We start from the raw sequence: 26,800 nt of genomic DNA, 5'->3' as shown, positions 1-26,800 counted from the left end.
TATTTTAACTTAAAAATATCAAAAAGCGAAAAATTTAATTTGTCTGTTTTTCTTTTAATCTAGCTAAAATTGATGCCGCATTTTGATTACCAACTTTAATACCTGCCGCTTCTAATTTGCTATCAAGTGAATCAGCATTTTCAGTTCCTGCTAACTCTTTTTTTGCTTCAAAAGTAGCAGCTGCTTTCTCTTGGCGTTTTTTGATCCTGTCTAATGAATCAAGGGCGGTATGTAATTTAGCTGTTGAACCACCATAACGATGTGCGACAGCGGATTGGGCTTTTTGGACACTTTCCGTCGCTTTAACGATATCAACTTGTTGCTTTAAATTGCGAATATTAATTTCAGATTGTGAGATAGTTTGTCGCAAATTTTTAACACTATCGGTAAAATAATCAGCCTGTTTTTTATTATTAGCATGTTGATTTTCAAGGACTGAAAGTTTTTCAGCGACTTCCAAAGCTAATTCTTCATTGTTATTTTCCAGTGCTTTAATTGCATATGCTTCATATTCAGTTATTTGAGCTTGTGTTGATGCAACTTGTTTTTCAGCTAATTTTTGTTCTGCTAAGATACTGGCCAATGATTCTTTTGCTTGTTTTAATTCTTCATCAGCATCTCGGATTTCTTGGTCTAATATGCGTAATGCTTGAGAATCAACGATTGATTCACCAACTTCATTTATTCCACCGCGTAATGCTGTTACCAATTTTTTGAAGATAACCATAATTAACTCCTTTTAGGATTTTTACTTTAATTATTCAATATTGAAAAAATGTTCATAAGCTTCAGTCGCTTTGATCACATTGTCGGATAAAGTTTCAAGCTCATAAACAATATTGTTTAAGGTTGATGATGAACTCAGTGCACCATACATAATGTAATTAACTTCACCATCGCCAGTTTTTTCAATTGCTATAGTTGATAAAGCAAATAGTTTTCTAGCACATAGAATCTCTTCATTAAATGATGAAGGATTTTTAATTAGTGAAACTGGCCAAAGGAGCGCTTCAACCATTATTTGTTGATTTGAAACACTTAAAAAAAGTGGTAAATCACCATATTCATGCATAATGATATGTAAACAGGCATCGATACCATCGATCATTTCAACGCTAGCGAAACCTTGTTTGACTAAGTCAGTTTGCTTTAATTCTTGGTAAAGATCATTAATTTTCCAGATATCTCTATTTTTCATTTCATTGTTTTCCTTCACATGGCAAAAAAAAGATTTATTCGCTATAGCTGGTTGGCGAAATACTTTTTCAATTTCAAGTAACTCATCACTATTTTCCGGTAAAATCCAAACTTCTTTTTTTATCAAACCTTGTTCTCTTAAGCGTTGCCGGTATTGTTGTTGATAAAATGCTGAACTTTTTGTTTGTTTACTTTTATTCATAAAAATTTAGTGTTTTTAAGTTTTTATACGACTTATATTAACACATTCTTCTTACATGTAAATATTACATGTAATATTTTATGGGATTATTTTAACAATAACTTAACTTAATGTTTAACAATAATTTAAATATCGGAAAGGCGTTCAGAAGTAGGTATGAATAACTAACCCGCAAAATGCGGGTTAGTTAATGTTAAAGATGGAACTTTAATTTAGTCTTTTAGAAATCAATATCTAAACCTACTTGGAATGTTCTGCCAGGCGCAGTAAACATATCTAGATATTTATGATCTGATGTGCTATACAATTTATTATTACTTAAGTAATCCCAATATTTCTGATCGGTAAGGTTGTAGATCCCACCATTTAATTTCACGTTCTTGGTGATGTGAATATAACTTGTTAAATCCACTATACCATGCCCCGCAATTCTAAAATAATCGTCATTAGAGTGTGAAATTGGTGTACCTTCGTTATTATAAGTCTCACGAGATGTCGCTTCAGCTTTTTTGCCTTTTTGGAATGTAGCAGTAACTGCCACTCCATAAACTCTATTTGGATCATCCCATGCTAAACCTACAGTAGTTTTCATCGGCGCGATCGAATCCATTTCCACATATTTATCACCTAAATAGCTTGACTTAGATTTACCTTGGTTATAACCAATTGCAAATCTTGCGCTTAAGCCGTTAGCTGATTCAACCCATTTACCGATATTGAATTCACTGCTTAACTCAGCACCATAAATATAGGCTTTGTCGCGGTTTTCAGATTGATAAACTAAACGATTACCAATTCCAACAAAATTTTTCCTATAGCGGGTATAGGCAATAAAGTTTTTATATTTGTTGTAAAACGCTGAAGATGAGAGGGTCACACCAGAAACCGGGTGGCCTTTTAAACCTAATTCAAAATTATCACTTGTTTCAGTTTTTAGATTCGAATCGCCAACTAAGACATACATGTTGCTGTGTGCTAAGTAAGAGCCATATAGTTGGTTCTGATTAGGCATCTGTGCTCCACGTTTGTATTGTAAATAAGCAGTGAAGTCAGGGTTGATATCATACATAAATGCCATTGAAGGTAACACTTTAAAATCGCTATTACCTTTATACTGTTTTCCTAATTGACTGCTACTTAGTTTGGTTAATGACATATTTTCGAGGTTACGAGGTTTAGTATTTTGATAAACTGCTCTAACACCGGGAACTAAATAAAAATTATTGCTGTCATTAAAATTAAAGCTTATACGATCTTCAAAAAATCCGCCTAGCTGATAACTACGGCTATCGGCTTGTGGTTTACTATAGTCACCATCAGGAAATACTATGGCATGTGGTGACTTAGCTGATGAGAAGAATGGCGATTCATCTTCACTCCATTTACCATTTAAACCAGCACTAAATCTTTGGTTTTCATAATTTTTTACTAAGGTAGTAATAAAGTTATAAGCTTTAGTATTGTAGTTAGTTTGGGTATTAAAATTGCCTCTGGTAGTATGACGAAGATCAGTATCGTCAAATACATTGGTACGTTGATAGTTTAATTGAGTTGTTAAGCTATCTATCCAACTGATATTAGTCGGTTTCCATTGATCTTTGAATGCCAAATTAAAACGATTGTTTTTGCTTCTTTGATGATCATATGATTCGATTTTTTTACCGTATCTATCCCATGAATCATAGTGAGAATTTTTGGTTTTACTATTGTAATCGACAGTAGTATTGATTAAATGTTCTTCTGTCATTTGCCAACCAAAACCAGCTAAAATCGAGTTGGAGTGCCAATTTTCTGGGTAACTATTAATAGAATCACCATGATTACGTGTTTGTTGTCCATCTCGGCGACTTAACACCACAATCCCATTTAGATAATCATCACCCGCCGCCATCGTTATACCTTGGTGATAACTACGGTCTGAGCTATCGTAGTTGTTTTGGAAACCAAAGTAGGTGGTTTTACCTGGATAGAGGTAATAGCTTGCCGTTTTAGTTTGGAAGGAAACCGAACCACCTAAAGCATTATTGGCATTACTTACTGAAGTTGCACCAGATTCGATATCCACTTTATTGTACATATAAGTATCAATATAATCGCGACCAATTCCATAAGATCCAAATCCAGCACGACCAACCGAGTTAACACGACCTTGAGCGATAGGTAAAGGCATACCATCAATGTCGATAGATACTCGGTTGGCATCTAAACCACGAATATTGTAGCCAGTAAAGCCACTACGGTCCCAACTACTTTTGCCACTACCTGAGCCAGAAATATTACCCGGTGCCGAAATTAATGGTTGATAACGCATAATGCTACCAAAATTAGTCCCACCATCACGGCGAATATCTTGCTCGGAAATTTCGGTATTCATTCCCGGTTTTTTGGTGGCTTCATGAGCGGTTACTGTAATAGTGTCAATATCTTTTTCATCATTATGCTTATCAGTAGCGAGAGCGGGTAACGCTAATGTTAAGCCTATGGCTAATGAACTTGTCTTTTTTAATTTTTTAAAATTCACCTTTATATCCTTTCATACTTAATATGCTTAATAACAAATGTATGCATTTATTGCTTCAATTAATAAAAAATATTATTAAAATTATTGGACTACATTATTCAGGGTAAAAGCTTTGGAATAACAATTTTGCTGCTTCATCAACTCGTGGACCAATTCCAAATAAGTAACTATCATCAATAATAGTGATACGATTATTTTTAAATGCAGCTGTTTCAGTTATCCCCGGAATAGTAGCAATTTTGTCTAATCCACCAAGTTGATCAATCGAATATTTATTTAGGATGATAACTTCTGGGTTAATAGCAATGATTGATTCAGCAGTATAGCTTTTGAAACTATTATGTTTTGCTAGATTCTCACCGCCGGCAATAGCAATTAATGCATCAATGGTGGTGTTTTTGCCGGCTACCGAATTGGTGCCACTCATACTCATTAGTGATAGGACTTTCGTTTTTTGCGGGTGAGTTGCGATTTTAGTTTGAATATCGGCAAGATTGGTTTTAATTCTGTTGATTAATAATTCACCTTCTTTTTGTTTGTTCAATTTAGAGGCAATTTTACCAATATTTTCATATAACAGTTCAATAGTACCTGGCACACGTTGTAAGGCTAATACATCTACTTTAGATTCAGATACTTTTTCGATAACATTATCAGGCTCTACATCATTTAAAGTTATAAATAGGGTTGGTTTAAGTGATAATACGCCTTCAATATTTAATAACTTCCAATAGCCGATCTGTGGCAATTGCTTAACTTTTTCAGGGTAACTACTGGTTTTATCAACGCCGACAACCTCATCACCAGCGCCTAATGCAAAGACAATTTCAGTTAAAGATCCACCCGCAATAACAATTCGTTGGTTTGCTGAACTAAGGTTGATAAGACTATTGATACTAAAAATTAGCAAAAATAGGCTAATCTTTTTTACAAACTTCTTCATGAGCTAATTTACCTACCATGGTTTTCCATTTAGATTGGGTAATATAGTGAAAATGAGAACCATTATCAACCTAAAATATAGGATTATTTGATAATAATTTGATGCAATCTTGATGAATATAAGACGCTAACAAAACTTTTTTTCAAATAAATAATAAATTTATAATCAATATTTTGGCAAAATAATATACAGTTATTTTATAAAAATAGTCGCAATTTATATCTCAATAATTAGCTTTATGGTTAACATTGGAGATTAATCTATTAAAAAATGGCTATTTATAACTAATCTTAAATCCTTTTTTAACTCGAAAAATAAACTTTAAACAAACACCTCCAAAAGTTGCAGATGTTATTGTTGGTGTTTTCAATTAATAATCAATCTTCAAACCTAACTGAAAAGTTCTACCTGACGAGGTAAACACATATAGATAGTTATGGACGGCAGTAAGATACAATTTATTACGACTGAGATAATCCCAATATTTTAGAACGGTAAAATTATAGATTCCGCCACTTAATTTCATATTTTTGCTGATATTGATATTAACGGTTATATCCACGGTGCTATGGTCGGCTATTGGCAAATAATCGTCGTCGAAATTAGGAGTGGTTTACCTTGATTGCGATAAATTTTGCGAAATATCGCTTTGGCTTTTCTCTTTTTTGCAGTGTGGCAGTAAGCGCTACCCTATGAAATTTATTTACATCATTCCATGCTATAATCCAATAACCACTTCATGAGTGTTATGGAATCCATTTCAAGGTATTTATCAGCTAAGTAGCTTGTTTGTGATTTATCTTGGTTATAACCAATTGCCAACCTAACGCTTAAGCCGTTAGGCAATTCAATCCACTTGCTGATATTGAATTTCCTGCTTAATTCTAAGCCATAAATATAAACTTTATCTTGGTTTTCAGCTGGATAAACCATGCGATTACTCCTAGCCCAAAAGTTGTTTTTATAACGGGTATAAGCAATGAAATTTTATATCTATTGTAAAAAGCTGAAGATGAAAGGGTGACGCCAGTAATTGGCAGTTCTTTAAACCTATTTCCATAAGCCGTTAGGCGGTTCAATCCACTTGCTGATATTGAATTTCCTGCTTAATTCTGAGCCATAAATATAAACTTTATCTCGGTTTTCAGCTAGATAAACCATGCGATTACTCCTAGCCCAAAAGTCGTTTTTATAACGGGTATAAGCAATGAAATTTTTATATCTATTGTAAAAGCTGAAGATGGAAGGGTGATGCCAGCAATTGGCAGTTCTTTCAAAACTATTTCAGATCAAACCTGTTTCAAAATTATCACAGATTTCCTTTTTAAGATTGGCCTCACCAACAACTAAGGCTACCATGGTTCCAACTGCTTTTGCCGCCATCCGAGCCAGAAATGTTTCATGACGCGAAAATGAGCGGTTGGTAACGCATAATGCTAGCAAAATTATCACCGCCATCACGACGAATATCTTGCTCGGAAATTTCAGTCGTTGTTCCCAGTTTTTTGTTGGTTTCCCGAGCTAATACTAGTAAGGTATCAACCTTTTTTCATTCTTATTTTTTTCCCTTAGTTTGGTCAGTAGAGAGCGGGTAGTGCTAATGATAAGCCTTTTATTAACGAGCTAGTTTTTGTAAACAGTTAACATTTATCATGTTAGTCCTTTCCAACATAATTTATTAAAAAAATACTCATCTCTTGCTTCAATTGATAAAAATATTAATAAAATAGAAAAATTACTTAATGAGGTTTTACTCAGGGTAAAAGCCGTTAAACAGTTTAAATACTTCCTCAACAACTCTCGGTCCGATTGTAAATAAATAGCTATCATCGATAATAACAATGCCATGGTTTTTATATGCATCTGTTTCGGTAATACCAGCAATGGTATTAATTTTGTCAAAGCCACCTAACTCTTCGATCGAATGGTTAGTTAAAATAATAACTTCGGGATTCATAGCAGTTAGTGATTCACTAGTATAAGTTCTAACACTATTATGTGTTGCCAAATTCTCACCACCAGCGATGGTAATTAATGCATCGATAGCGGTATTTTTTCCTACTATGAAAATGTTTCTCTCCATATTCATGAGGCATAAAACTTTAGTTTTTTGCCGACGAGTGGCAGTTCTGTTTTGAATTAGCGAAAGATCATTTTTGATTCGCTTAATCAGTTTTTGTCCTTCCTTTGCTCTATCTAATTTAGCGGCAATTTTACTGATATTTTCATACAGCGATTCGACTGTACTTGGTTCACGTTTCAGGGGTAAAATTTCGATTTTTGCTTGGGAAATTTGTTTCAGTACGTTAGCGATTTCCGCATCATCAAAACTAATAACTAAGGAGGGCGTGAGGGATAAAACTGATTCAATATTTAACAATTTTACATTACCAATTTGTGGTAATTGGGTAACTTGTTTTGGATATCGACTGCTATTATCCACCCCAACGATATCTTCTCCAGCACCTAGGGCAAAAACGATTTCTGTCAAAGTACTACCTGCAACAACAATTCTTTCATTTGCTGAGCTGAAATTGATTAAGCTATTTAGGCTAAAGAGCAACAAAAATAACCACATTTTGTTTATGAAATTTTTATTTATCACTTGAGTTATAGACCTCAAATTTAAATCAGACAAAACACTATAATGAAAACAATTATCAATATCAACCACGACAAAGTAGGGTAGGGATTGAATAAAATTTTCAAAAAACACCCAAATCTAGGATGGATATTGAACAGTTATTAAATAAATACTTAGTTCAGGATAAATAAACAGCAAAAAAATTAAAAAAATATTGATAAATGATAATAATTATTATTTAATTCACCGAGATTATTTTTATGAATGGATGTTATGAAATCATTTGATGTAAGTGCGTTTTACGCTTCAAATTCAGTTTTACCTTTTAAAGATCGTTGGGCAATGATGCCATTACAAGCAAGCCTACCAGTATCACCACAAGAATTAGAGCCGCAATGGAGTATCTTGCAAAATTCAGATTTATCTGGAAAAAAACGACTGATCTACATTCATATCCCTTTTTGTGATATTCATTGTCAGTTTTGTGGATTTTATCAAAACCCATTAAAAAAGTTTGATACCAAAACTTATATTGATTATTTATTACAAGAAATATCCCTCGAAATCAATAATAAAGCTATGCAGTCGGCGCCAATTCACGCTATTTATTTTGGTGGAGGTACACCTTCTGCGTTAGCGGCAGGACAATTAGCGCGAGTAATAAGTTATTTTAAACAGCATGCGCCATTAGCGCCAGATTGTGAAATTACAGTCGAAGGGCGAATTTCTGATTTTGATGAAGATAAAATTGATAGTTATATTGAAGCTGGTGCAAATCGTTTTTCGATAGGTATTCAAACCTTCAATACCGCAATTAGACAACGATTAGGACGCCAATCATCAGAAAAAGAGATTATTCAAGGTTTTGAACGTATTGCTGCGCGTGATAGTGTTGCATTAGTTTGTGACCTGATGTTTGGCTTACCTAACCAGACACCGGCTACATGGCAAAGAGATTTAGAAATTGCTGATCAATTGCCACTTGACGGGGTTGATCTTTATTCTTTAAATCTCTTGCCGACAACACCATTAGCTAAAGGGGTGGAAAATAATCGAATTGCGATCCCATCGGTTACTGATAAGTGCAATTTTTACCATCAAGGTGCTGAATATTTAGCTAAACAAGGTTGGACCCATTTAACTAATGCTCATTGGGCAAAAACCAGTCGCGAACGAAATTTATATAATTTTCTGATAAAACAAGGCTCTCACTTTTTTGCATTCGGTTCATGTGCAGGTGGAAAGCTAGACGGACAATCTTTTATGATCCATCGAGATTTGAGTCAATATTATGCTTTATTAGACCAAGGTAAAAAACCGTTGATGATGTTAACCGGTAAACCTTTAGTGGGTGACTGGTTGCATAAATTACAAGCTGGTATAGAAAAAGGGCGAGTAGATTTAACGCAACTAACCAATCAAGCTGAACTCTTTGACCCACTTATCAAGCAATGGCATGAAGTCGGTTTGCTGCAAAATGAAGATCGTTGTTTACGCCTAACTTTATCAGGACGTTTTTGGTCGAGTAATATAGTTCAAGCATTGCAGCAATTGTTATTGCAACTTAATAATCCAGAACATATCGAATTACAACAGAAGATGGCCCAAGCTAGACAAGCCATGCAACAAGGTAATGGTATGCCTAAATCTCATCCACATATGCAAAACATCCAAGTAAAAACAAAAAATTAAAGGAAATTACTATGGCAGAAAAACAAACCCTTTTAGATAACCTTGCAGCTTATATGCAATCTAATCCAGAAGAACTGTTAGAAAAAATCGCTCAAGATCATAAAGTCACGCTAACACAAGTAATCCAAGCAATACCAGATGCTAAAATTGTTGATGGCAGCCATTTTGATGAAATTTGGCAAGAAGTAACCACTTGGGGTGATGTGTTATTTTTAGTTCACACTGGTGACGTTATTGCTGAAATTTCAGGTGAATTACCACCGGGAACACATAGCCAAAAATACTTTAATTTACGTCACCAAAAAGGGTTAAGCGGTCATATCAAAGCAGAACATTGTCAATATATTGCATTTATCGAAAGAAAATTTATGAAAATGTCGACGGCTTCAATGATTTTCCTCAACCATTTAGGCCAATCCATGTTTAAAATTTTCGTTGGCCGTGATGAAAAGCATCAATTAAAAGCCGATCAGCTAGAAAAATTTAGAGCGTTAGCAGAAAAAATTAATTAATTTGAAGAATAATAACATGAAAACAGTAATTATTTTTGGTGTTAGCGCCAAGTTAGGAACTGGTTATCAAGTATCGCAATTAATCAAACAATGCCACCCAGAGTGGCGTTGTATTGCTTTAGTCCGCGATGCTGACTTTGCAAAACAATTAGCTCAACAAAATATTGAAACCTATGTAGGTGATGCAACCGACGTTGAATTAGTAAAGGAAATCGGTAAGCAAGCTGGTTGTGATGCAACCATTATTTCAACTTTGGGTGGCGAAACCGGCAATTATATTGCGCAGCGCAATATCATTGATTGCGCAGAACAAGTAGGAATCAAACAAATGGTATTGGTGACCTCACTTGGTTGTGGTGATTCATGGTCAACCTTATCCTTACGAGCTAAACAAGCATTTGGTAATGCGGTGCGCGAAAAATCCTTGGCTGAAGTTTGGTTACAAACGAGTACCTTGAATTATGTGATCTTAAGACCCGGCGGTTTACGCGATGGCGAACTAACCAATAACGGTCAATGCTATTTTGCTCAAGAAGTTCACGGTTTCGTATATCGTAAAGAATTAGCCAAAATAATCATGGATAAAATTGCAAATCAACAATTTGATAATCGTGCATATAGTGTTGTTGACCCAAGCCTTACGGTAAATTATTAATTAAATTTATGAGGTTAATCGGTGCGCAAATCTAGTCCACAAATATTGTTATTGGGATTATTCGCTTTATTGTTAATCTTAATAATCTATTCAGCAAACTCGGGAGCATTAAAATTATCCTTTACTCAATTAATGAGTATGTCATTTGATGATCCTCTATGGAATATTTGGTGCAATATCCGATTACCTAGAATTATACTCGCGGTAGTGGTCGGCATGGCATTAGCGAGTGCTGGCGCTGTTATGCAGGGATTATTCAGAAATCCTTTAGCCGATCCGGGGTTATTAGGTATTAGCAGTGGCGCAAGCCTTATGGTGGGTATAACAATCTTATTTCCTGCTGTTTTTCCGCCGATTATGATGCTTTATGGCAAAATGGTAGCAGCTTTTGCTGGTAGTTTATTTATTTGCGTTTTGATCTATCTTTATAGTCTTAATGAGCAATGCAACCTTGCGAAAATGATTCTGTTAGGTGTAGCGATTAATGCCATCATTGGCGCAGTAATGGGCGGACTTAGTTACATCAGTGATGAGTCACAATTACGTCAACTTTCGTTATGGTCAATGGGACATTTAGGTAAAGGGTCTTGGGATCTGGTATTCGTATCTATTTCTTTAATTTTTCCTGCACTATTTGGCGTCATCAAACTGGCTCATCAGCTCAACATATTACAACTTGGCGATGAAGATGCCCATTACTTAGGTATCAATGTTGAACGTATTAAACGTTATCTCTTATTACTTTGTGCCGTGTTAATTGGTACCTCAGTGGCGGTGAGTGGCATTATTGCTTTTGTTGGCTTAGTTGTACCTCATATGATTCGTTTACAAATCGGTGCCAATCATAAATGGTTAATACCGGGTTCGGCACTCGGTGGCGCATGTTTGCTCTTATTAGCAGATACTTTAGCGAGAACATTGGTCGCACCAACGGAAATCCCTGTTGGTCTTTTAACCAGTTTAATTGGTGGCCCATATTTTCTTTGGCTTATTCTGAGACATAAATAACGCATGGAGATTTATTGTGTTAACCGCTAAAAATTTAACCTTTGGTTATGGCAGTCGCATGATCATTAATGATGTATCTTTATCAATAAATGCCGGCGAAATTGTTATTATCATCGGTCCTAATGGCGCTGGTAAGTCGACCTTATTGCGTCTATTAACTGGTTATCAAAAACCGCTATCAGGTGAGTGTTATTTACAAGGTCGTCCAGTAGCACAGTGGCCACAAAAGCAATTGGCAAAAATAAGAACCGTAATGCTGCAACAAAGCCAACTTACTTTTCCATTTAAAGTAAAAGAAGTTATTGCAATGGGGCGAGCGCCTTATGGTAAAACCCATTTTGATCAATCAATTCATGAAGTGATGGTTCAAACCGATTGTTTGCAATTTGCCGACCGAGATTATCGAGGTTTATCCGGTGGCGAACAACAAAGAGTTCAATTGGCTAGAGTTTTAGCCCAATTATGGCAACCTGAACCGAATGAAAAATTACTGTTTTTAGATGAACCTACCTCAGCGCTTGATCTCTACCATCAACAACATACTTTACGCTTATTGAAGCAATTAGCAGTTAAGCAGCAATTAGCTGTGTGTTGCATCTTGCATGATCTGAATTTAGCTGCTTTATATGCTGACAAAATAATTTTGGTTAACCAAGGAAAAATTGTTGAACAAGGGGCACCAACCGAGGTGTTAACGGTTGAAAATATCCATCGATGGTATGGTGTTGAAATCGGTATTTTTAATCATCCACATCATACATCGATACCGCAAATTTATTTGAACCCTTAAATATTAGAACTAGAAAATCATTGGCGCGCTGCATTTTTGCTCAAAATCAGTATATAATTAAAAAAACTTAACCAATGGGGCTGATGATGAGTAATGAAAATAGCAATAATTCTATTTTGGTTTCAGAGCTACTTGCAGCACAACCTGTTTTTAGTTGTCAATTGGATGGCAAAGGTAAAGCTAATCCTTTGAGTGAACAAACGGAAGTTTCAGTCAAACAACCTTATTGGATACATCTTGATTTTGCCAACAGTGAAACCATTAATTGGATTAATCAAACCAATCTCATTCCTGATCTTGTCAAAAATGAGTTAATCAAACCGAATCAATTTCCTAAAGAAATTCGTTGTGATTCCGGTATTTTAGTGGTGCTTAAAGGGGTTAACTTTACACCAAATGAGTTACCCGATCCGATTGTCACTTTCCGTTTTTATATTACCGATAATTTCATTATTTCGACTAGACACCAAAAAATTGATGCTATCATCAAACTAAAAGAAAATTTAGAAAAAGGGATTGGTCCGGTAGATGTCGCTGATTGGCTAATTCAACTCTCAGAGTTAATTTGTGATCAGGTCAATTTATCTTTTGACGGTGTGCATAATAAAATTATCAAATTGGAAGATTTATTACTCAATCAACGAATTTTTTCGCATAAAGAAATCGGTCGAGTTCGTAAACAACTCTTCATATTAAGGCGTTTACTATCACCGCAACGTGATATTTTTGTCAAAATATCAACGGAAAGAATATCTTGGATCGATGACAACGACCGCCAGCGATTACATGATATCTCAAATCAACAAAATCACTATGTGTCTGAAATTGATAGTTGCCTGATTAGAATTGGTTCATTAATGGAACAAATTAATAGTATTTTGGCTGAATCTACCAATAAACGCATCTATTTAATGTCGCTCTTTACAATTATTTTTACGCCAATTACTTTTATTACTAGCTTGCTGGGTGTTAATTTGGCCGGGATCCCTTTCAATGAAAAAGAGTGGTCTTTTGTAGGCTTAATATTATTGTTGATTGTTATTAGTATCGTTTCTGTAGTATGGCTTAAACTAAAAAAATGGTGGTAAAAGCGTAAATTTAAAAATCAGACGATATTTTGATATACATTCCTGAATTAATAGATTAACAAGCGGTTTAACTGCTATCTCAGGTTGTAAAGCGAACATTTATTTTGTTTGTTGGCAAGCAAATATCGAGTATCTGATACTAATAATCTATTGCCACCAAGTTCAGTTATAATTAAAATTGGTCGCTTATTTTTATTAGCTGGTCAGCCAAATCAAAATGTGTTTTGCTAGCTTGCAAAAGTAGATAGTGAGGATGAGTTAATTCTTATTGTTACTGATAAAAAGTGGCAAAACAAGATTGAAACTCTATATTGCAACAATGATAAGAAAATGATCCATTATTATTGCTATCTGAATATGCTGTTTGATAGCCGAAACTAAACTTAATTGTTTAAAATTATATTAAATCAATCAATTAAACGTAATTGATGAAAAAATGTATCAGCAAATAATAGAACTTAAACGCGTTAAACAGTGGTATAAAGATTTTAATTCATCAATTGATGTAGCAAAATCCGGATTAGAATTTGTTATTTTGATAGATAATGTTATTGTTTGTAAAGCATCATCTTATTTAATCCATAATATCGATAATAACAGTAACATTGAAATTAAAGTTGCTACCTACGCGGAGAATACAGCTAAACAACTTACACTGATTTGCGTGGTAACGTTAGTTTTAACTTGGGTAGTGCAGCAGATAACAGCTTACTGCGCTATAGATAACCTAACGACGGTAAAACTTATTAGTCAGTTAGATTTAACTTTGAATATACCTTATCAAACCTATGTCGTTTGCAACTTATGAATAATATTAAAGATTATGCCAACTAACCAATCATATCGTCTATTTATCGCCGAAAAGCCTAGCTTAGCACGAGCTATTGCTGATGTTTTGCCTAAACCTCACCAAAAGGGGAATGGGTTTATCAAAGCTGGCAACGGCGATGTTGTTAGTTGGTGTATAGGGCATTTATTAGAACAAGCAACTCCGGAAATATATGATGAACGCTATAAAAAGTGGACATTAGATGATTTACCGATTGTTCCTGAAAAATGGATTTTGTTGCCGAAAAACAGTACTCAGAAACAATTTAATATTTTAGTGGAATTAATCAAATCAGCCGATCAAATTGTTCATGCAGGTGACCCTGATAGAGAAGGGCAGCTGTTGGTAGATGAAGTACTCAATTATTGTCAGTTGCCTACGGAAAAACGCAAAAAAATTCAACGTTGTTTAATCAGTGATTTAAATGCTAGCGCAGTTGAAAAATCACTGGAAAAATTAAGAAATAATCAAGATTTTATCCCGTTGTCGACCTCGGCATTAGCTAGAGCTCGAGCTGATTGGTTGTATGGCATGAACATGAGCCGTGTCTGCACGCTCGCAGGACAACGTAGCGGTTATCGCGGGGTTCTCTCCATTGGCCGAGTCCAAACACCTATTTTGGGTTTAGTGGTTAGGCGGGATTTAGAGATTGCCCAATTTGTTCCTAAACCTTTTTATGAAGTCTATGCCATATTGCAAACCAAACATAATGAAACCTTTAAAGCAAAATGGCAACCAAGCGAGGCTTGTGCCCCTTATCAGGATGAGGAAGGTCGAGTATTAGTTAAAGCATTAGCCGAAAATGTATGCCAACGAATTCAAGGTCAGACCGGCATTATTAATAAAGTTAGCAATAAAAAGAAAGAGCTAGCGCCACCGATGCCATTTAATTTATCTGCGTTACAAATTGAAATGGCGAAACGCAATAGTCTAAGTGCCCAAGAAGTACTTGATATTTGCCAATCACTATATGAAAAGCATAAGTTAATTACTTATCCTCGCTCTGATTGTCGTTTTCTGCCTGAAGACCATTTAAAACAGATTCAAGGGGTAAAATCAGCGATTGAGAGTAATTGCCCAGAATTGCAAACTGCTATTAATAATGCTGATTTCGCTTTACGTTCTAAAGCCTGGAATGATAAAAAAGTAGAGGCTCATCACGCGATTATCCCAACGTTGCGTAAAGTTAATATGGATAGTTTATCCAGTAAGGAGCAAGCTGTATATCAAGTGGTTGCGACACAATATTTAGCCCAATTTTATCCCGCTTATAAATATGCTGAATTACAGATTGATGTTGATATTAGTGGTGGAAAATTTATCTCGAAAGCCAATCAGATGTTAAATGAAGGTTGGAAAGTACTGTTCAGAAGCAAAAATTATCAAACTGACAACGAAGCAGATAGCAACGAAAATAATGGCTTATTGACGAAACTGGTTAAAAAAGGCGAATCAGTCCAATGTACCGATACTGAGTTACTTAGCAAAGAAACTCAGCCACCCAAATATTTTACTGATGCTACCTTATTGTCAGCTATGACAGGTATTGCAAGATTTGTTAAAGATCCAGAGATTAAAAAAATACTACGCGAAACAGATGGCTTAGGTACTGAGGCAACACGAGCTGGTATCATTGAGCTGTTATTTAAACGCCAATTTTTGACGCGACAAGGTAAAACCATCCGTGCAACCCAGATTGGTAAAAACCTAATTTTATCATTACCAGAAAGTGTTTCAATGCCAGATATGACCGCACATTGGGAGTTACAACTCGAAGAAATTAGTAAAAAAGAGTTCAGTTATCAACAATTTATGTATCAACTAAATTGCTCTTTACTCACATTGATCGAACAGTTAAAAAATTCACGATTGAAAATTCAATCCTGATCCCCACTTATCAATAACAGTATAAACAATATGACAATTATCTATCGTCTAGTTAATCATCAATTATAAATAGTAATTTTTATATTGATTATCGACGCTATACTTATAATTTTGCTTCTCAATTAGTAAGAGATCTCTACTTTGACAGTTAATCAATATATTTACCAAGACTTTATTTTCTTTTTTAAGTATAAATTTATTATTTAATGTGTAGCTTAAATTTCCTGTAAAAATAATGCGGAATCTATACCGAGAGCTGAGCATTATTGAGAATAATCACAGTTAATTTAGCGCAGATAAATGCTTTCGACATATTTTAATTTCAGTCAGTTAAAAATAATTGAGAATTCTATAGCGTAAGGCTGTCTTTATTGAAAATAATTAGAGCGCTAATTCAGTGAATGATAAATGCTTTTAACATATTTTTAATATCAGTAAGTTAAAAATTTTGTAAATATCATTAAGAATTTTATAGCGTAAGGTGATTTTTAGTGATGTTCATTAAAAAGTTAATTCATTGTTGATAAATACTTTCGATATCTTTTAATATCAGAAAGTAAAATATCTGTAAAGATAATTAAGCGTTCTATATCGTAATACGGTCTTTATTGAAAATAATTAGAGCGCTAATTCAGTGAATGATAAGTGCTTTTAACATATTTTTAATATCAGTAAGTTAAAAATTTTGTAAATATCATTAAGAATTTTATAGCGTAAGGCGATCTTTATTGAAGATAATTAAAGCGTTAATTTACTGAAGATAAATGCTTTCGATATCTTTTAATTTCAGTCATTTAAAAATAATTAAGAATTCCATAGCGTAAGATGATTTTTATTGATGTTAATTAAGAAGTTTATTCATTATTGATAAATACTTTCAACATCTTTTAATATCAGTAAGTTAAAAATTTTGTAAATATAATTAAGAATTTTATAACGTAAGGCATTCTTTATTTTGAATAATTAGATAGTTAATTCTGATAGATTAATTCCGATAGATTAATGTGTCGGTATTTTTCCTTGCGTGAAGTAAATTTGTAACGATTTATTGAAAATTGTCAGCGTTGATTAGTTTAAACATAATCTAAACCGTGTAGGTTAACTCTTAAATTTGGCAAATAACTAGGGCGGTTAACCGTTGCGATAAACAGCATCGAAAACGGCGATTAATTGTATATGAACTCATATCATTAGTGCTGTTTTTAGTCATTTACACCACTATTTTTAGCTAATTGGTTGACTTCTTGAGGGCAAAAGCGTATAAAGTCCACGCTTTTGAGCTTTTCTTACTTTTTTAACGATAAAAGGTGGTTAAAAATGAGGGTTAAGGAAAGTTGAAATACAAAGTGATGAGTTCAATTTACAGGAGAAATATGGACACTCAATCGGGTCACCCCAAAATGTGGGGAGATAAATTCAAACACATCATTATCGGTTAATGAACCTGTCTAAATAGTTATTTTTTCAGTTCACAAGCCGAAATTGATAAAACGGTAACGGTGAACGATATGCAGTTTTCTACACGCGATCACACAAATTCAAAACACCATTGCGCTCACAAAGTGCTTTTGCGAGTGTTATATCTTACAGATAAGCATTTAGAGCCACCTAGTTGTATCTAACTCTTAACTAATTTTTATTTTTATCATTATATTTTATGCCAAGCATTAGCTTTAATGGCTAGTTATTGCTTTGCGTTTAAATTTTAGTCAATAAGAACTTATTCACTCCTAGTTTAACGTTAACTAAGAGCGGGATTCTTTTGTCTAAAAAAAATAGATAGGTACTAACTATGATTAAAAACACATCTAAAGTAAAGACAGAAAATACTTTAAACACTAAAGCACTTGAAGAAGCGCAAAACAGTTTGGATAACATTTTATCTAAATTTCAATCAAGCCTCTCTGGGCTAACCCAAGAGAATGCCAAATCTCGATTGGAACAATATGGTAAAAATGAAGTGGCTCGAGAAAAAGTTCCTTCGGCCTTTGTGCAGCTGCTGTTAGCTTTTAAAAATCCTTTTATCTTTGTTTTGTTAATATTGGCCGCGGTTAGTTTTGTCACTGATTACTGGTTACCATTACAAAACGGTGAGGAGACTGATCTCACCAGTATTATCATTATTTTAACAATGGTTACACTAAGTGGCTTACTGCGTTTTTGGCAGGAGTTTCGTTCAAATAAAGCTGCTGAAGCTTTAAAATCAATGATCCGAACTACAGCCACGGTGTTGCGTCGGCCAAATAAAAATATGCCGGCTGAACATATCGAAGTTCCTTTAAGTGATATCGTTCCTGGCGATATAGTGCTGTTATCAGCTGGGGATATGATTCCGGCAGACATTCGTTTAATCGAATCGCGCGATCTATTTGTCAGTCAAGCGGTATTGACTGGTGAATCAATTCCGGTTGAAAAATATGACACCTTAGGTGCCGTATCACAAAAAACCACAGATGAGGTAAATCCATCTGAGATTGATAAAGATAATCTACTTGATGTCAATAATATCTGCTTTATGGGCACCAATGTAGTAAGTGGTACCGCAAAAGCGATTGTTGTTGCTACCGGTGCTGATACCCATTTTGGTTCATTAGCCAAATCAATTGTAGGCTCAAGGGCAGAAACCTCATTTGATCGTGGGGTAAATAGCGTAAGTTGGTTGTTGATACGCTTTATGTTAGTGATGGTGCCGATTGTGTTGTTAATAAACGGCTTTACCAAAGGCGATTGGGGCGAAGCAGCCTTATTTGCTTTGGCTGTGGCTGTTGGTTTAACGCCTGAAATGTTGCCGATGATTGTTAGTGCAAATCTAGCCAAAGGTGCGGTAGGAATGGCAAAACGCAAAGTGGTGGTTAAAAGGTTAAACGCAATACAAAATTTTGGTGCGATGGATATTTTATGTACTGATAAAACCGGTACCTTAACCCAAGATAAAATTATTTTAGAACATCATTTAGACATTAACGGCCAAGTTGATCCATCGGTGTTACAACTGGCGTGGCTCAATAGTTACTATCAAAGCGGAATGAAAAACTTGATGGATAAAGCAATCATCCGTTTTGCTGAAGAAAAAACCAGCGTTAAAAAAGTTGGTGTTGGTCTATATAGTAAAATTGATGAATTACCGTTTGATTTTGTTCGTCGTCGTTTATCTGTAGTTGTGCAAGGCAATGATGATAATCACTTAATGATCTGTAAAGGTGCCGTTGAAGAAATGCTATCTATTTCGGATTTCGTTTATGAAAATGGTGAATATTTACCGTTGGATGAAAATCGCAAACAAGCATTGATTGAACTAGCCCACAACTATAATAAAGATGGTTTCAGAGTATTAGCGGTAGGTGTGAAAGAGATTTCAGGATCACAAACTAAAACCCAATACAGTGTGCAAGACGAGAAAGCATTAGCCATTCGTGGATTTTTAACCTTCCTCGATCCACCTAAAGAGAGTGCTTATGAAGCAATTTCTGCTTTAAATGAACATGGAGTTGGGGTTAAAGTTTTAACCGGTGACAATGAAATTATTACGATTAAAGTATGCCGAGAAGTTGGTTTAGAACCCGGTATTCCTTTACTTGGCAGCGAAATTGAAAACATGGATGATGCTGAGTTAAAAGAGCAGATCGAACAACGCACTATTTTTGCTAAGTTAACTCCGTTACAAAAATCTCGCATAATTCGATTATTACAAGATAACGGTCATACAGTTGGTTTTTTAGGCGATGGTATTAATGATGCTCCAGCGTTACGTGATGCCGATGTTGGTATTTCGGTGGATACCGCAACTGATATTGCTAAAGAATCGGCCGATATTATTTTGCTGGAAAAAAGCTTGATGGTATTAGAAGAGGGGGTAATATGTGGTCGTGAAACCTTCGGTAATATTATGAAATATCTTAATATGACCGCTAGTTCAAATTTTGGTAATATCTTCTCTGTATTGGTGGCAAGTGCGTTTTTACCGTTTTTACCAATGCTTGCGATTCATCTGCTTATCCAAAATTTATTATATGATATTTCACAACTATCATTACCTTGGGATAAGATGGATGAAGAGTTTTTACAAAAACCACGTAAATGGGATGCGCCAAATATTGGACGCTTTATGATCTGGATCGGCCCAACATCTTCTATTTTTGACATAACAACTTATGCATTAATGTGGTTTGTTTTTAGTGCTAATAGTGTAGCAGCTGAATCGCTGTTCCATTCAGGTTGGTTTATCGAAGGGTTGTTATCCCAAACCTTAGTGGTACATATGCTAAGAACACAAAAAATTCCATTTATTCAGAGCACGGCGGCATTCCCAGTGATTGTTATGACTATGCTAATTATGGCGGTGGGTATTTATATTCCATTTTCACCAATTGGCAGCTTAATTGGTCTTCAACCTTTACCTTGGTCCTATTTCCCATGGTTGGTTGCAACATTATTGAGTTACTGTGTCGTAGCCCAAATAATGAAAAAGATTTACATCAAACGCTTTGGACAATGGTTCTAAAATAATAAACTTGATGTAAGTTATGCTTACATCATTAACTAAAAAAGTATAAATATTAAACTAATGTGTTATAGTGTTTAATTAAACATTATTGAAAACATCACGGATGACAATATTTATATAGCAACAAAACGCTTTAAATATCAATTTAAGGCGCATTTATATAACAACAAGAGGAGTAAAAAATGAAAACCCCACATAAAAATTTAATTACACTAATCAAAAACCGTAAATTGAAAAAAGCACAAGAAAAAGTGAATAAATAACGATTTACCTAATGATTTGTGTAAAATTGTAATAAAATTAAACCCCATAACTTGGGGTTTTTTCTCACATAATAAAGATCGACAACGCTTAATTTAATAAATTACGCCGAAGCTTTTTTCAAAATCTCATAAAGTTGATCTTTTAATTTTAGTTTCTGTTTTTTTAGATTCTCAATACTTTCTGAAGTATCAACAGCAATACCCGATTCAATGTTTTTAATTTTTTGATCAAGATCATTGTGTTCATCAAATAATTTTTGAAAACGCAAATCGGATTTTTTTAATTTAGAAATTAAGTCACGATATTCTGGAAACATACAGCCCCCTTACAAGATTAGTTAAAATAATAGCAGTTATTTCTAAATCAGCTTACAATATTCTTAATTGTTTTAATAGCAATTTTTGAATGGGAGATGTTTATGAGTGAAAAGATCGTTATTGCCAAAAGTGAAGGTAATGATTTATACATCCTTGCATCTTTGGCTAATCGCCATGGTTTAATTACTGGTGCAACAGGTACCGGTAAAACCGTAACCCTACAAAAAATGGCGGAAAAGTTTTCGCAAATCGGTGTACCAGTATTTCTTGCTGATGTAAAAGGTGATCTAACCGGCCTTGGTGAAAAAGGCGTATTATCGGAAAAATTACAATCACGGCTAGCAAATATTGGGGTAACTGATTGGTTACCTACGTCATCACCTTTAGAATTATGGGATGTATTTGGCGAAAAAGGTATTCCAGTTCGCAGTACGGTTTCTGATATTGGTCCGATTTTATTGGGACGACTCTTAAATCTAAACGACATTCAATCTGGCGTTTTACAATTAGTTTTTAAAATTGCTGATGATAATGGTTTATTATTACTCGATTTTAAAGATTTAAGGACTTTTATCCAATTTATTGGTGATAATGCTAAAAAATTTACTACTCAATATGGCAATATCAGTTCAGCAACAATAGGAGCTATTCAGCGAGGATTACTTACTTTACAACAGCAAGGCGCAGAATTCTTCCTAGGTGAACCAATGTTCGATATTCATGATTTGTTGCAAACTAATGCAGAAGGTCATGGAGTTATCAATATTTTATCCGCCAATAAATTATATAATTCCCCAAAATTATATTCAGTTTTCCTATTGTGGTTATTATCCGAACTGTTTGAACATTTACCGGAAGTAGGTGATCTTGATAAGCCTAAACTGGTATTCTTTTTTGATGAAGCACATCTGCTTTTTAATGATATTTCCCCGGCTTTATTAGAAAAAATCGAACAAGTTGTTCGTCTAATTCGTTCTAAAGGGGTAGGTGTCTATTTTGCCACCCAAAGCCCAACCGATATTCCTGAAACTATCCTTGGGCAATTAGGTAATCGTGTCCAGCACGCATTACGGGCATTTACCCCTAAAGATCAAAAAGCGGTTAAAGTTGCCGCGCAAACTATGCGAGCTAACCCAAATTTTGATACCGAAAAAGCTATCATGGAGCTCGGTGTCGGCGAGGCACTTATTTCATTTTTAGATGAGAAGGGGCGACCGAATATCGTTCAACGAGGCATGATCATTGCCCCAGGTTCTAAAATGGGACCAATGGATAGTGATAATCAGCTGTCGATCATTCATCAATCCCACTTTTATGACAAATATTCAACAACCATCGATCGTGAATCAGCCTACGAAAAACTCAAACAAGGTTTTACTATCAATACGGCCAATGATCAAAATCCAGCAGAAAGCAATTCAACACAAAGCTCTACAAATCAAGATGAGCACGGTGGTGTAATGGATTTTTTAAGTTCAATTTTTTTTGGCAGGACTGGGTCAAAAGGCGGACAACATGACGGGATAGTTCAATCCGTTGCCAAAAGTGCAACTAGACAAATGGTTAATCAAATTGGCAGACAAATTACACGAGGGATCTTGGGTGGTTTTAAAAAATAAGTTAAATAACTAGCAGATAAACGGCAAAAAACTTAAGGAGTTATAGATGTTAAAATTGTTTATTGAATGGTACAAAAAACGCTTTAGCGATCCACATGTGGTATCGCTAATGATTGTTATCATTGTGTTATTTTTTATCATCTATTTCTTCAATAAAATTTTGCTGCCTATTTTAATTGCCATTGTTTTATCTTATCTGCTTGATAGACCGGTCAATTATCTACAACAAAAAAAAGTTCCGCATACATTAGCCGTCGTTATCGTGTTATTAGTGTTTATGTTAGTTGGTTTAGCTGGGATGATGATTTTACTTCCTTTGATTTGGCAACAAGGTGTTAGTTTAATTACTAATATTCCAACAATGTTGAATTTTGCCAACAAATTTATTACCTCTCTGCCTGAACATTATCCTGAACTTATTGATGTTGGATTATTTGATTCGATAATTCAAGGCATAACCAGTAAAGTGGTGCAAACCGGCAACTCATTATTACAGTTTTCAATTAGCTCTTTATTTGGTTTAGTTTCGGTGGTTATTAATGCCGTCTTAGTACCGATTATTATGTTTTTCTTATTAAAAGATAAATCGAAAATATGGGGATATTGTTCTAAGGCTTTACCCAAAAATCGAACTATATTAAATAAAGTTGCTACCGAGATGGATCAACAAATATCGAATTACATCGTCGGTAATGTTTTACATATCATTATTTTGTCCGTCTGTGTTTATATACCTTTTTGGTATTTCGGCTTGGATTATGGATTATTGTTAGCCGTTTTAGTTGGTCTTTCAGTGCTAATCCCCTACATTGGCATTATTATTTCCAGTATTCCGGTGGTGTTAATTGCGCTTTCGCAATGGGGTTTCACGGCGCAATTTAGTTATTTAATTTTCTTTTATATTCTTATTCAAGCTCTTGATGGTAATTTATTAGTTCCTTATCTTTTTTCTGAAAAACTTAATTTGCATCCATTAGTTATCATTGTAGCGGTAATCATTTTTGGCGGATTATGGGGATTTTGGGGCGTATTTTTTGCTATACCCTTAGCAACATTAGTTAAAGCAATTATTAATGCGTGGCCGAATTTGGAAGAGATAAATAATATAAAAAATGAAAAAAAGCAGATTAAATGATTAATCTGCTTTAATCTGAAAAATTAACTATTATTTTTTAGATAATCTAAAACAATAGTGTGATGGTTAGCTGTTTTAAAATCATCAAAAACTTTTTCGATCTTACCATCTTTATCGATCAAAAAACTTATGCGATGAATACCATCATAAGTTTTTCCCATAAATTCTTTTTCACCCCAAACGCCAAAGGCATCACAAGTTTTATGATCTTCATCTGAAAGTAGGGTAAAGTTTAATAATTCTTTATCAACAAAACGTGATAATTTTTCCGGTTTATCCGTACTAATACCAATAACAACTACATTATATTTTTTAAAATCATCAGCACTATCGCGTAAGTTACACGCTTGTACTGTACAACCAGGCGTCATCGCTTTAGGGTAAAAATAGAGTAAAATACGCTGATCTTTAAACTCTTTTGAACTAATAAGCTCGCCATCTTGGTCAGGTAGAGAAAATAGAGGTGCTTTATCACCTTCTTTTAGTGGATTAACCATAAATTTATTACCTATGTTAATAGTTAAAATTTTAATCGATATGAGTATAATTTACTATATTTTATCAAGTTAACTTATGTTTTTAAAAAAACGGCTTGCTGCATCAATTGTTAGATCGATCTCTTTATCTGTGTGCATAAGTGACATGAAACCAGCTTCGAAAGCTGAGGGCGCAAAGTAAACTCCTTCAGCGAGCATATGATGATAGAATTTTTTGAATAATTCAACATTACAATTCATTACATCCTTATAACTGCTCACTTCTAAAGCAGTTGTAAAGAAAAATCCAAACATCCCTCCTGCATGATTAACCACAAATGGTACATTAAAACGTCTTGCTGCAGACAATAGACCATTAACTAGTGTAGCGGTTTTCTCCTCTAATTCTTGATAAATACCTACATCCATCAATTTGGTCAAAGTGGTATAACCAGCCGCCATAGCTACTGGATTACCAGAAAGGGTTCCCGCTTGATAAATTGGTCCAGTTGGTGCCAATTGTTGCATGATTTCGCTTCGACCACCAAAAGCACCGACCGGCATACCACCACCGATAATTTTACCTAAGCATGTCAAATCTGGAATAACATCGTAATATTCTTGCGCGCCACCTAAGGCAACTCTAAAGCCAGTCATTACCTCATCAATAATTAATAAAGCACCATAATTATCACATAAACTTCTTAATCCTTGTAAGAATGACTTTTTAGCGGGAACACAGTTCATATTACCGGCAACAGGCTCAATGATAATCGCGGCTATCTGATCCGGAAACTGCTCAAATTGTCTTTTTACCGATTCTAAATTGTTATAATCACAGACTAAGGTATGTTTAACAAAATCTTGCGGTACCCCAGGAGAGGTCGGGTGACCAAAAGTAAGTGCTCCAGAACCCGCTTTAACTAATAAATAATCCGCATGTCCATGATAACAGCCTTCAAATTTGATTATTTTGTCACGACCAGTATAGCCGCGGGCAAGGCGTATTGCACTCATGGTTGCCTCAGTACCTGAATTTACCATACGTAGCATCTCTATAGATGGCATCAATTGAGTAACGAGGTTGGCCATTTTGGTTTCAATTTCGGTTGGTGCCCCATAGCTTAAACCTTTACGAACAGCATTAATCACAGCCTCTGCTACATCGGCATCATTATGACCTAAAATCATTGGTCCCCAAGATCCAACATAATCAATATATGCTTTTTCATCAACATCATAAATATAAGCACCATCAGCTTTTTCAATGAATAACGGTGTTCCACCAACTCCATTAAAGGCACGTACGGGCGAATTAACCCCTCCTGGCATTAAAGTTAATGCTTCGTGGTAAAGTTTTTCTGATTTAAATGTTTTAAGCATAATTATGGTCTTCTCTGTAGAAATTGTTGTCGTATTTATTCATAAAATTAACTTAAATTCAAGCAAGCCATACAAATTTAACTAATTGATGTTTTCATTTTGTATTTTCTTTTTCCAAGAGTATATAATATGAGAGTACTTAAAGTAGGAGAATAAAATGAGCGATGCCTTACCAATTAACTTTACTGATGCCGCTGCAAATAAAGTAAAAACGCTAGTAACGGAAGAAGAAAACCCGAATCTTAAATTACGAGTTTATATCACCGGTGGTGGGTGTAGTGGATTCCAGTATGGTTTTACCTTTGACGAAAAAGTTAATGAAGATGATCTAGCGATCGAAAAAAATGGTGTCTCACTTCTTATTGACCCTATGAGCCTACAATACCTTGTCGGTGGCACAATAGACTATGTTGAAGGATTGCAAGGTTCACGTTTTGTGGTAGATAACCCAAATGCAACCACCACTTGTGGTTGTGGTTCATCTTTCAGTGTTTAATCAACTCTTAATCGTTAATTAAATTTTCATTATTATTCATATTTAAACCAATTTTTGAGGGGATTGATTAAAAATTCCCTCAAATGTGACAAACATTGAGCAGTTAAACAATTATTTTAAATTTTCTATTGACGTAAGATTTAAGATCGGTAAAATGCACAGCATCCAAAACGCAGTTACCTTTCGGAACTAAGTTTTGCGCCCGGGTGGTGAAATCGGTAGACACAAGGGATTTAAAATCCCTCGGCCTTTTTGGCCGTGCGAGTTCAAGTCTCGCCCCGGGCACCATTTAAAACACCTCTTATGCGGGAATAGCTCAGTTGGTAGAGCGCAACCTTGCCAAGGTTGAGGTCGCGAGTTCGAACCTCGTTTCCCGCTCCAATTTCAAATATCCAAAAATAATAAAAAATACTCTCGTTATTTCATCTAACATTTTCCTCGGAAAGATTATTGAAATATTATTAATGCTAAAATATTGGCGTGAATGTTTTCGATTCTGTAGTCATATTGGTTTAGTAATTCTCTATTTTTGCTTATAGTTAAACATAAAAAGTTCTCTAACATGGCGACGCTATTATTTTAATATCGTCTATGAATGTTAGTTATTCTCGATTAATCGCCTCTTAGTTACAGATAATCAATCAATATCAAATACCATTCAGCACAATCTAGATAAATTTGACTGACCTGACTTTTGG

General features: G+C 34.7%; 21 protein-coding genes, 2 tRNA genes and 1 pseudogene. 14 read left to right on the top strand and 10 right to left on the bottom strand.

Features of this window, described 5'->3' with window-relative positions; genetic code table 11:
• Window positions 1-34: 34 nt before the first annotated feature.
• The 7 genes from DKK70_RS09175 to DKK70_RS09150 all read right to left on the bottom strand — a co-directional run bounded on the left by DKK70_RS09175 (window position 35) and on the right by DKK70_RS09150 (window position 7,441).
• Window positions 35-727 (bottom strand): PspA/IM30 family protein, encoded by a 693-nt coding sequence (locus DKK70_RS09175; protein ID WP_110433730.1) that lies wholly within the window; start codon window positions 725-727, stop codon window positions 35-37.
• 30 nt (window positions 728-757) lie between these two features.
• Entirely contained in the window at window positions 758-1,399 is a 642-nt protein-coding gene (locus tag DKK70_RS09170) for a YjfI family protein (RefSeq protein ID WP_110433729.1), read from the bottom strand.
• Between the two features lie 220 nt (window positions 1,400-1,619).
• Window positions 1,620-3,920 (bottom strand): TonB-dependent receptor domain-containing protein, encoded by a 2,301-nt coding sequence (locus DKK70_RS09165; protein WP_110433728.1) that lies wholly within the window; start codon window positions 3,918-3,920, stop codon window positions 1,620-1,622.
• 94 nt (window positions 3,921-4,014) lie between these two features.
• On the bottom strand, window positions 4,015-4,863 hold the full coding sequence (locus tag DKK70_RS09160) for a heme/hemin ABC transporter substrate-binding protein (protein WP_110433727.1): 849 nt from the start codon (window positions 4,861-4,863) through the stop codon (window positions 4,015-4,017).
• Window positions 4,864-5,571: 708 nt separating this feature from the next.
• Entirely contained in the window at window positions 5,572-5,796 is a 225-nt protein-coding gene (locus DKK70_RS09155) for a hypothetical protein (protein WP_110433726.1), read from the bottom strand.
• A 351-nt stretch (window positions 5,797-6,147) separates the two neighbouring features.
• Window positions 6,148-6,306, bottom strand: a complete 159-nt coding sequence (locus DKK70_RS16725) for a hypothetical protein (RefSeq protein WP_181415961.1) — start codon at window positions 6,304-6,306, stop codon at window positions 6,148-6,150.
• A 307-nt stretch (window positions 6,307-6,613) separates the two neighbouring features.
• Complete coding sequence (locus DKK70_RS09150; RefSeq protein WP_110433725.1) at window positions 6,614-7,441, bottom strand: heme/hemin ABC transporter substrate-binding protein; 828 nt, start codon at window positions 7,439-7,441, stop codon at window positions 6,614-6,616.
• Window positions 7,442-7,720: 279 nt separating this feature from the next.
• Between DKK70_RS09150 and hutW the strand changes: the two are divergent.
• From hutW to mgtA, 9 genes and pseudogenes are all read left to right on the top strand, one after another.
• Window positions 7,721-9,025, top strand: a pseudogene (hutW, locus tag DKK70_RS09145) (heme anaerobic degradation radical SAM methyltransferase ChuW/HutW); the annotation flags it as partial.
• A 125-nt stretch (window positions 9,026-9,150) separates the two neighbouring features.
• Entirely contained in the window at window positions 9,151-9,651 is a 501-nt protein-coding gene (hutX, locus tag DKK70_RS09140; protein WP_110433723.1) for a heme utilization cystosolic carrier protein HutX, read from the top strand.
• 16 nt (window positions 9,652-9,667) lie between these two features.
• Window positions 9,668-10,306, top strand: a complete 639-nt coding sequence (locus tag DKK70_RS09135) for an NAD(P)H-binding protein (protein ID WP_110433722.1) — start codon at window positions 9,668-9,670, stop codon at window positions 10,304-10,306.
• Window positions 10,307-10,327: 21 nt separating this feature from the next.
• A complete protein-coding gene (locus DKK70_RS09130) occupies window positions 10,328-11,314 on the top strand; it encodes a FecCD family ABC transporter permease (RefSeq protein ID WP_086358060.1) in 987 nt (328 codons plus the stop codon).
• Between the two features lie 16 nt (window positions 11,315-11,330).
• The gene (locus DKK70_RS09125) at window positions 11,331-12,104 is read left to right on the top strand and encodes a heme ABC transporter ATP-binding protein (RefSeq protein WP_219999735.1); all 774 of its coding nucleotides are present in this window, start codon (window positions 11,331-11,333) and stop codon (window positions 12,102-12,104) included.
• Window positions 12,105-12,187: 83 nt separating this feature from the next.
• Window positions 12,188-13,192 carry a zinc transporter ZntB gene (zntB, locus tag DKK70_RS09120; RefSeq protein ID WP_181415959.1) on the top strand — a complete coding sequence of 335 codons (1,005 nt, stop codon included), beginning with the start codon at window positions 12,188-12,190 and terminating at the stop codon, window positions 13,190-13,192.
• A gap of 406 nt (window positions 13,193-13,598) precedes the next feature.
• Complete coding sequence (locus tag DKK70_RS09115) at window positions 13,599-14,000, top strand: GNAT family N-acetyltransferase (protein ID WP_309146312.1); 402 nt, start codon at window positions 13,599-13,601, stop codon at window positions 13,998-14,000.
• A gap of 15 nt (window positions 14,001-14,015) precedes the next feature.
• Window positions 14,016-15,908 carry a DNA topoisomerase III gene (locus DKK70_RS09110; protein WP_110433719.1) on the top strand — a complete coding sequence of 631 codons (1,893 nt, stop codon included), beginning with the start codon at window positions 14,016-14,018 and terminating at the stop codon, window positions 15,906-15,908.
• A 1,792-nt stretch (window positions 15,909-17,700) separates the two neighbouring features.
• The gene (gene mgtA / locus DKK70_RS09105; protein WP_110433718.1) at window positions 17,701-20,409 is read left to right on the top strand and encodes a magnesium-translocating P-type ATPase; all 2,709 of its coding nucleotides are present in this window, start codon (window positions 17,701-17,703) and stop codon (window positions 20,407-20,409) included.
• A 367-nt stretch (window positions 20,410-20,776) separates the two neighbouring features.
• Here the strand turns inward: mgtA and DKK70_RS09100 are convergent, their stop codons facing one another.
• On the bottom strand, window positions 20,777-20,992 hold the full coding sequence (locus DKK70_RS09100) for a YdcH family protein (RefSeq protein WP_110433717.1): 216 nt from the start codon (window positions 20,990-20,992) through the stop codon (window positions 20,777-20,779).
• A gap of 102 nt (window positions 20,993-21,094) precedes the next feature.
• On the opposite strand from DKK70_RS09100, the gene DKK70_RS09095 reads away from it, so the two are divergent.
• Both DKK70_RS09095 and DKK70_RS09090 read left to right on the top strand, forming a co-directional pair.
• The gene (locus tag DKK70_RS09095; RefSeq protein ID WP_110433716.1) at window positions 21,095-22,612 is read left to right on the top strand and encodes a helicase HerA-like C-terminal domain-containing protein; all 1,518 of its coding nucleotides are present in this window, start codon (window positions 21,095-21,097) and stop codon (window positions 22,610-22,612) included.
• Between the two features lie 46 nt (window positions 22,613-22,658).
• Window positions 22,659-23,747, top strand: a complete 1,089-nt coding sequence (locus DKK70_RS09090; protein ID WP_110433715.1) for an AI-2E family transporter — start codon at window positions 22,659-22,661, stop codon at window positions 23,745-23,747.
• Window positions 23,748-23,770: 23 nt separating this feature from the next.
• Here DKK70_RS09090 and bcp read toward each other — a convergent pair whose 3' ends face one another.
• Both bcp and hemL read right to left on the bottom strand, forming a co-directional pair.
• Window positions 23,771-24,244, bottom strand: coding sequence for a thioredoxin-dependent thiol peroxidase (gene bcp / locus DKK70_RS09085; protein WP_110433714.1), 474 nt, complete (start codon window positions 24,242-24,244; stop codon window positions 23,771-23,773).
• A 69-nt stretch (window positions 24,245-24,313) separates the two neighbouring features.
• Window positions 24,314-25,606, bottom strand: coding sequence for a glutamate-1-semialdehyde 2,1-aminomutase (gene hemL, locus DKK70_RS09080; RefSeq protein WP_110433713.1), 1,293 nt, complete (start codon window positions 25,604-25,606; stop codon window positions 24,314-24,316).
• A 157-nt stretch (window positions 25,607-25,763) separates the two neighbouring features.
• Here hemL and erpA point away from each other — a divergent pair, with 157 nt between their 5' ends.
• From erpA to DKK70_RS09065, 3 genes are all read left to right on the top strand, one after another.
• Window positions 25,764-26,102, top strand: a complete 339-nt coding sequence (gene erpA, locus DKK70_RS09075) for an iron-sulfur cluster insertion protein ErpA (protein WP_110433712.1) — start codon at window positions 25,764-25,766, stop codon at window positions 26,100-26,102.
• A 200-nt stretch (window positions 26,103-26,302) separates the two neighbouring features.
• Window positions 26,303-26,390 (top strand) — tRNA-Leu (locus DKK70_RS09070).
• Window positions 26,391-26,407: 17 nt separating this feature from the next.
• Window positions 26,408-26,483: transfer RNA gene (locus tag DKK70_RS09065), tRNA-Gly, on the top strand.
• Window positions 26,484-26,800 lie beyond the last annotated feature (317 nt).

Origin of the sequence: Gilliamella apicola (assembly GCF_003202655.1) — a bacterium.
Classification (GTDB): Bacteria; Pseudomonadota; Gammaproteobacteria; order Enterobacterales; family Orbaceae; genus Gilliamella; species Gilliamella apicola_R.
This window is presented reverse-complemented; position numbering and strand designations above follow the sequence as displayed.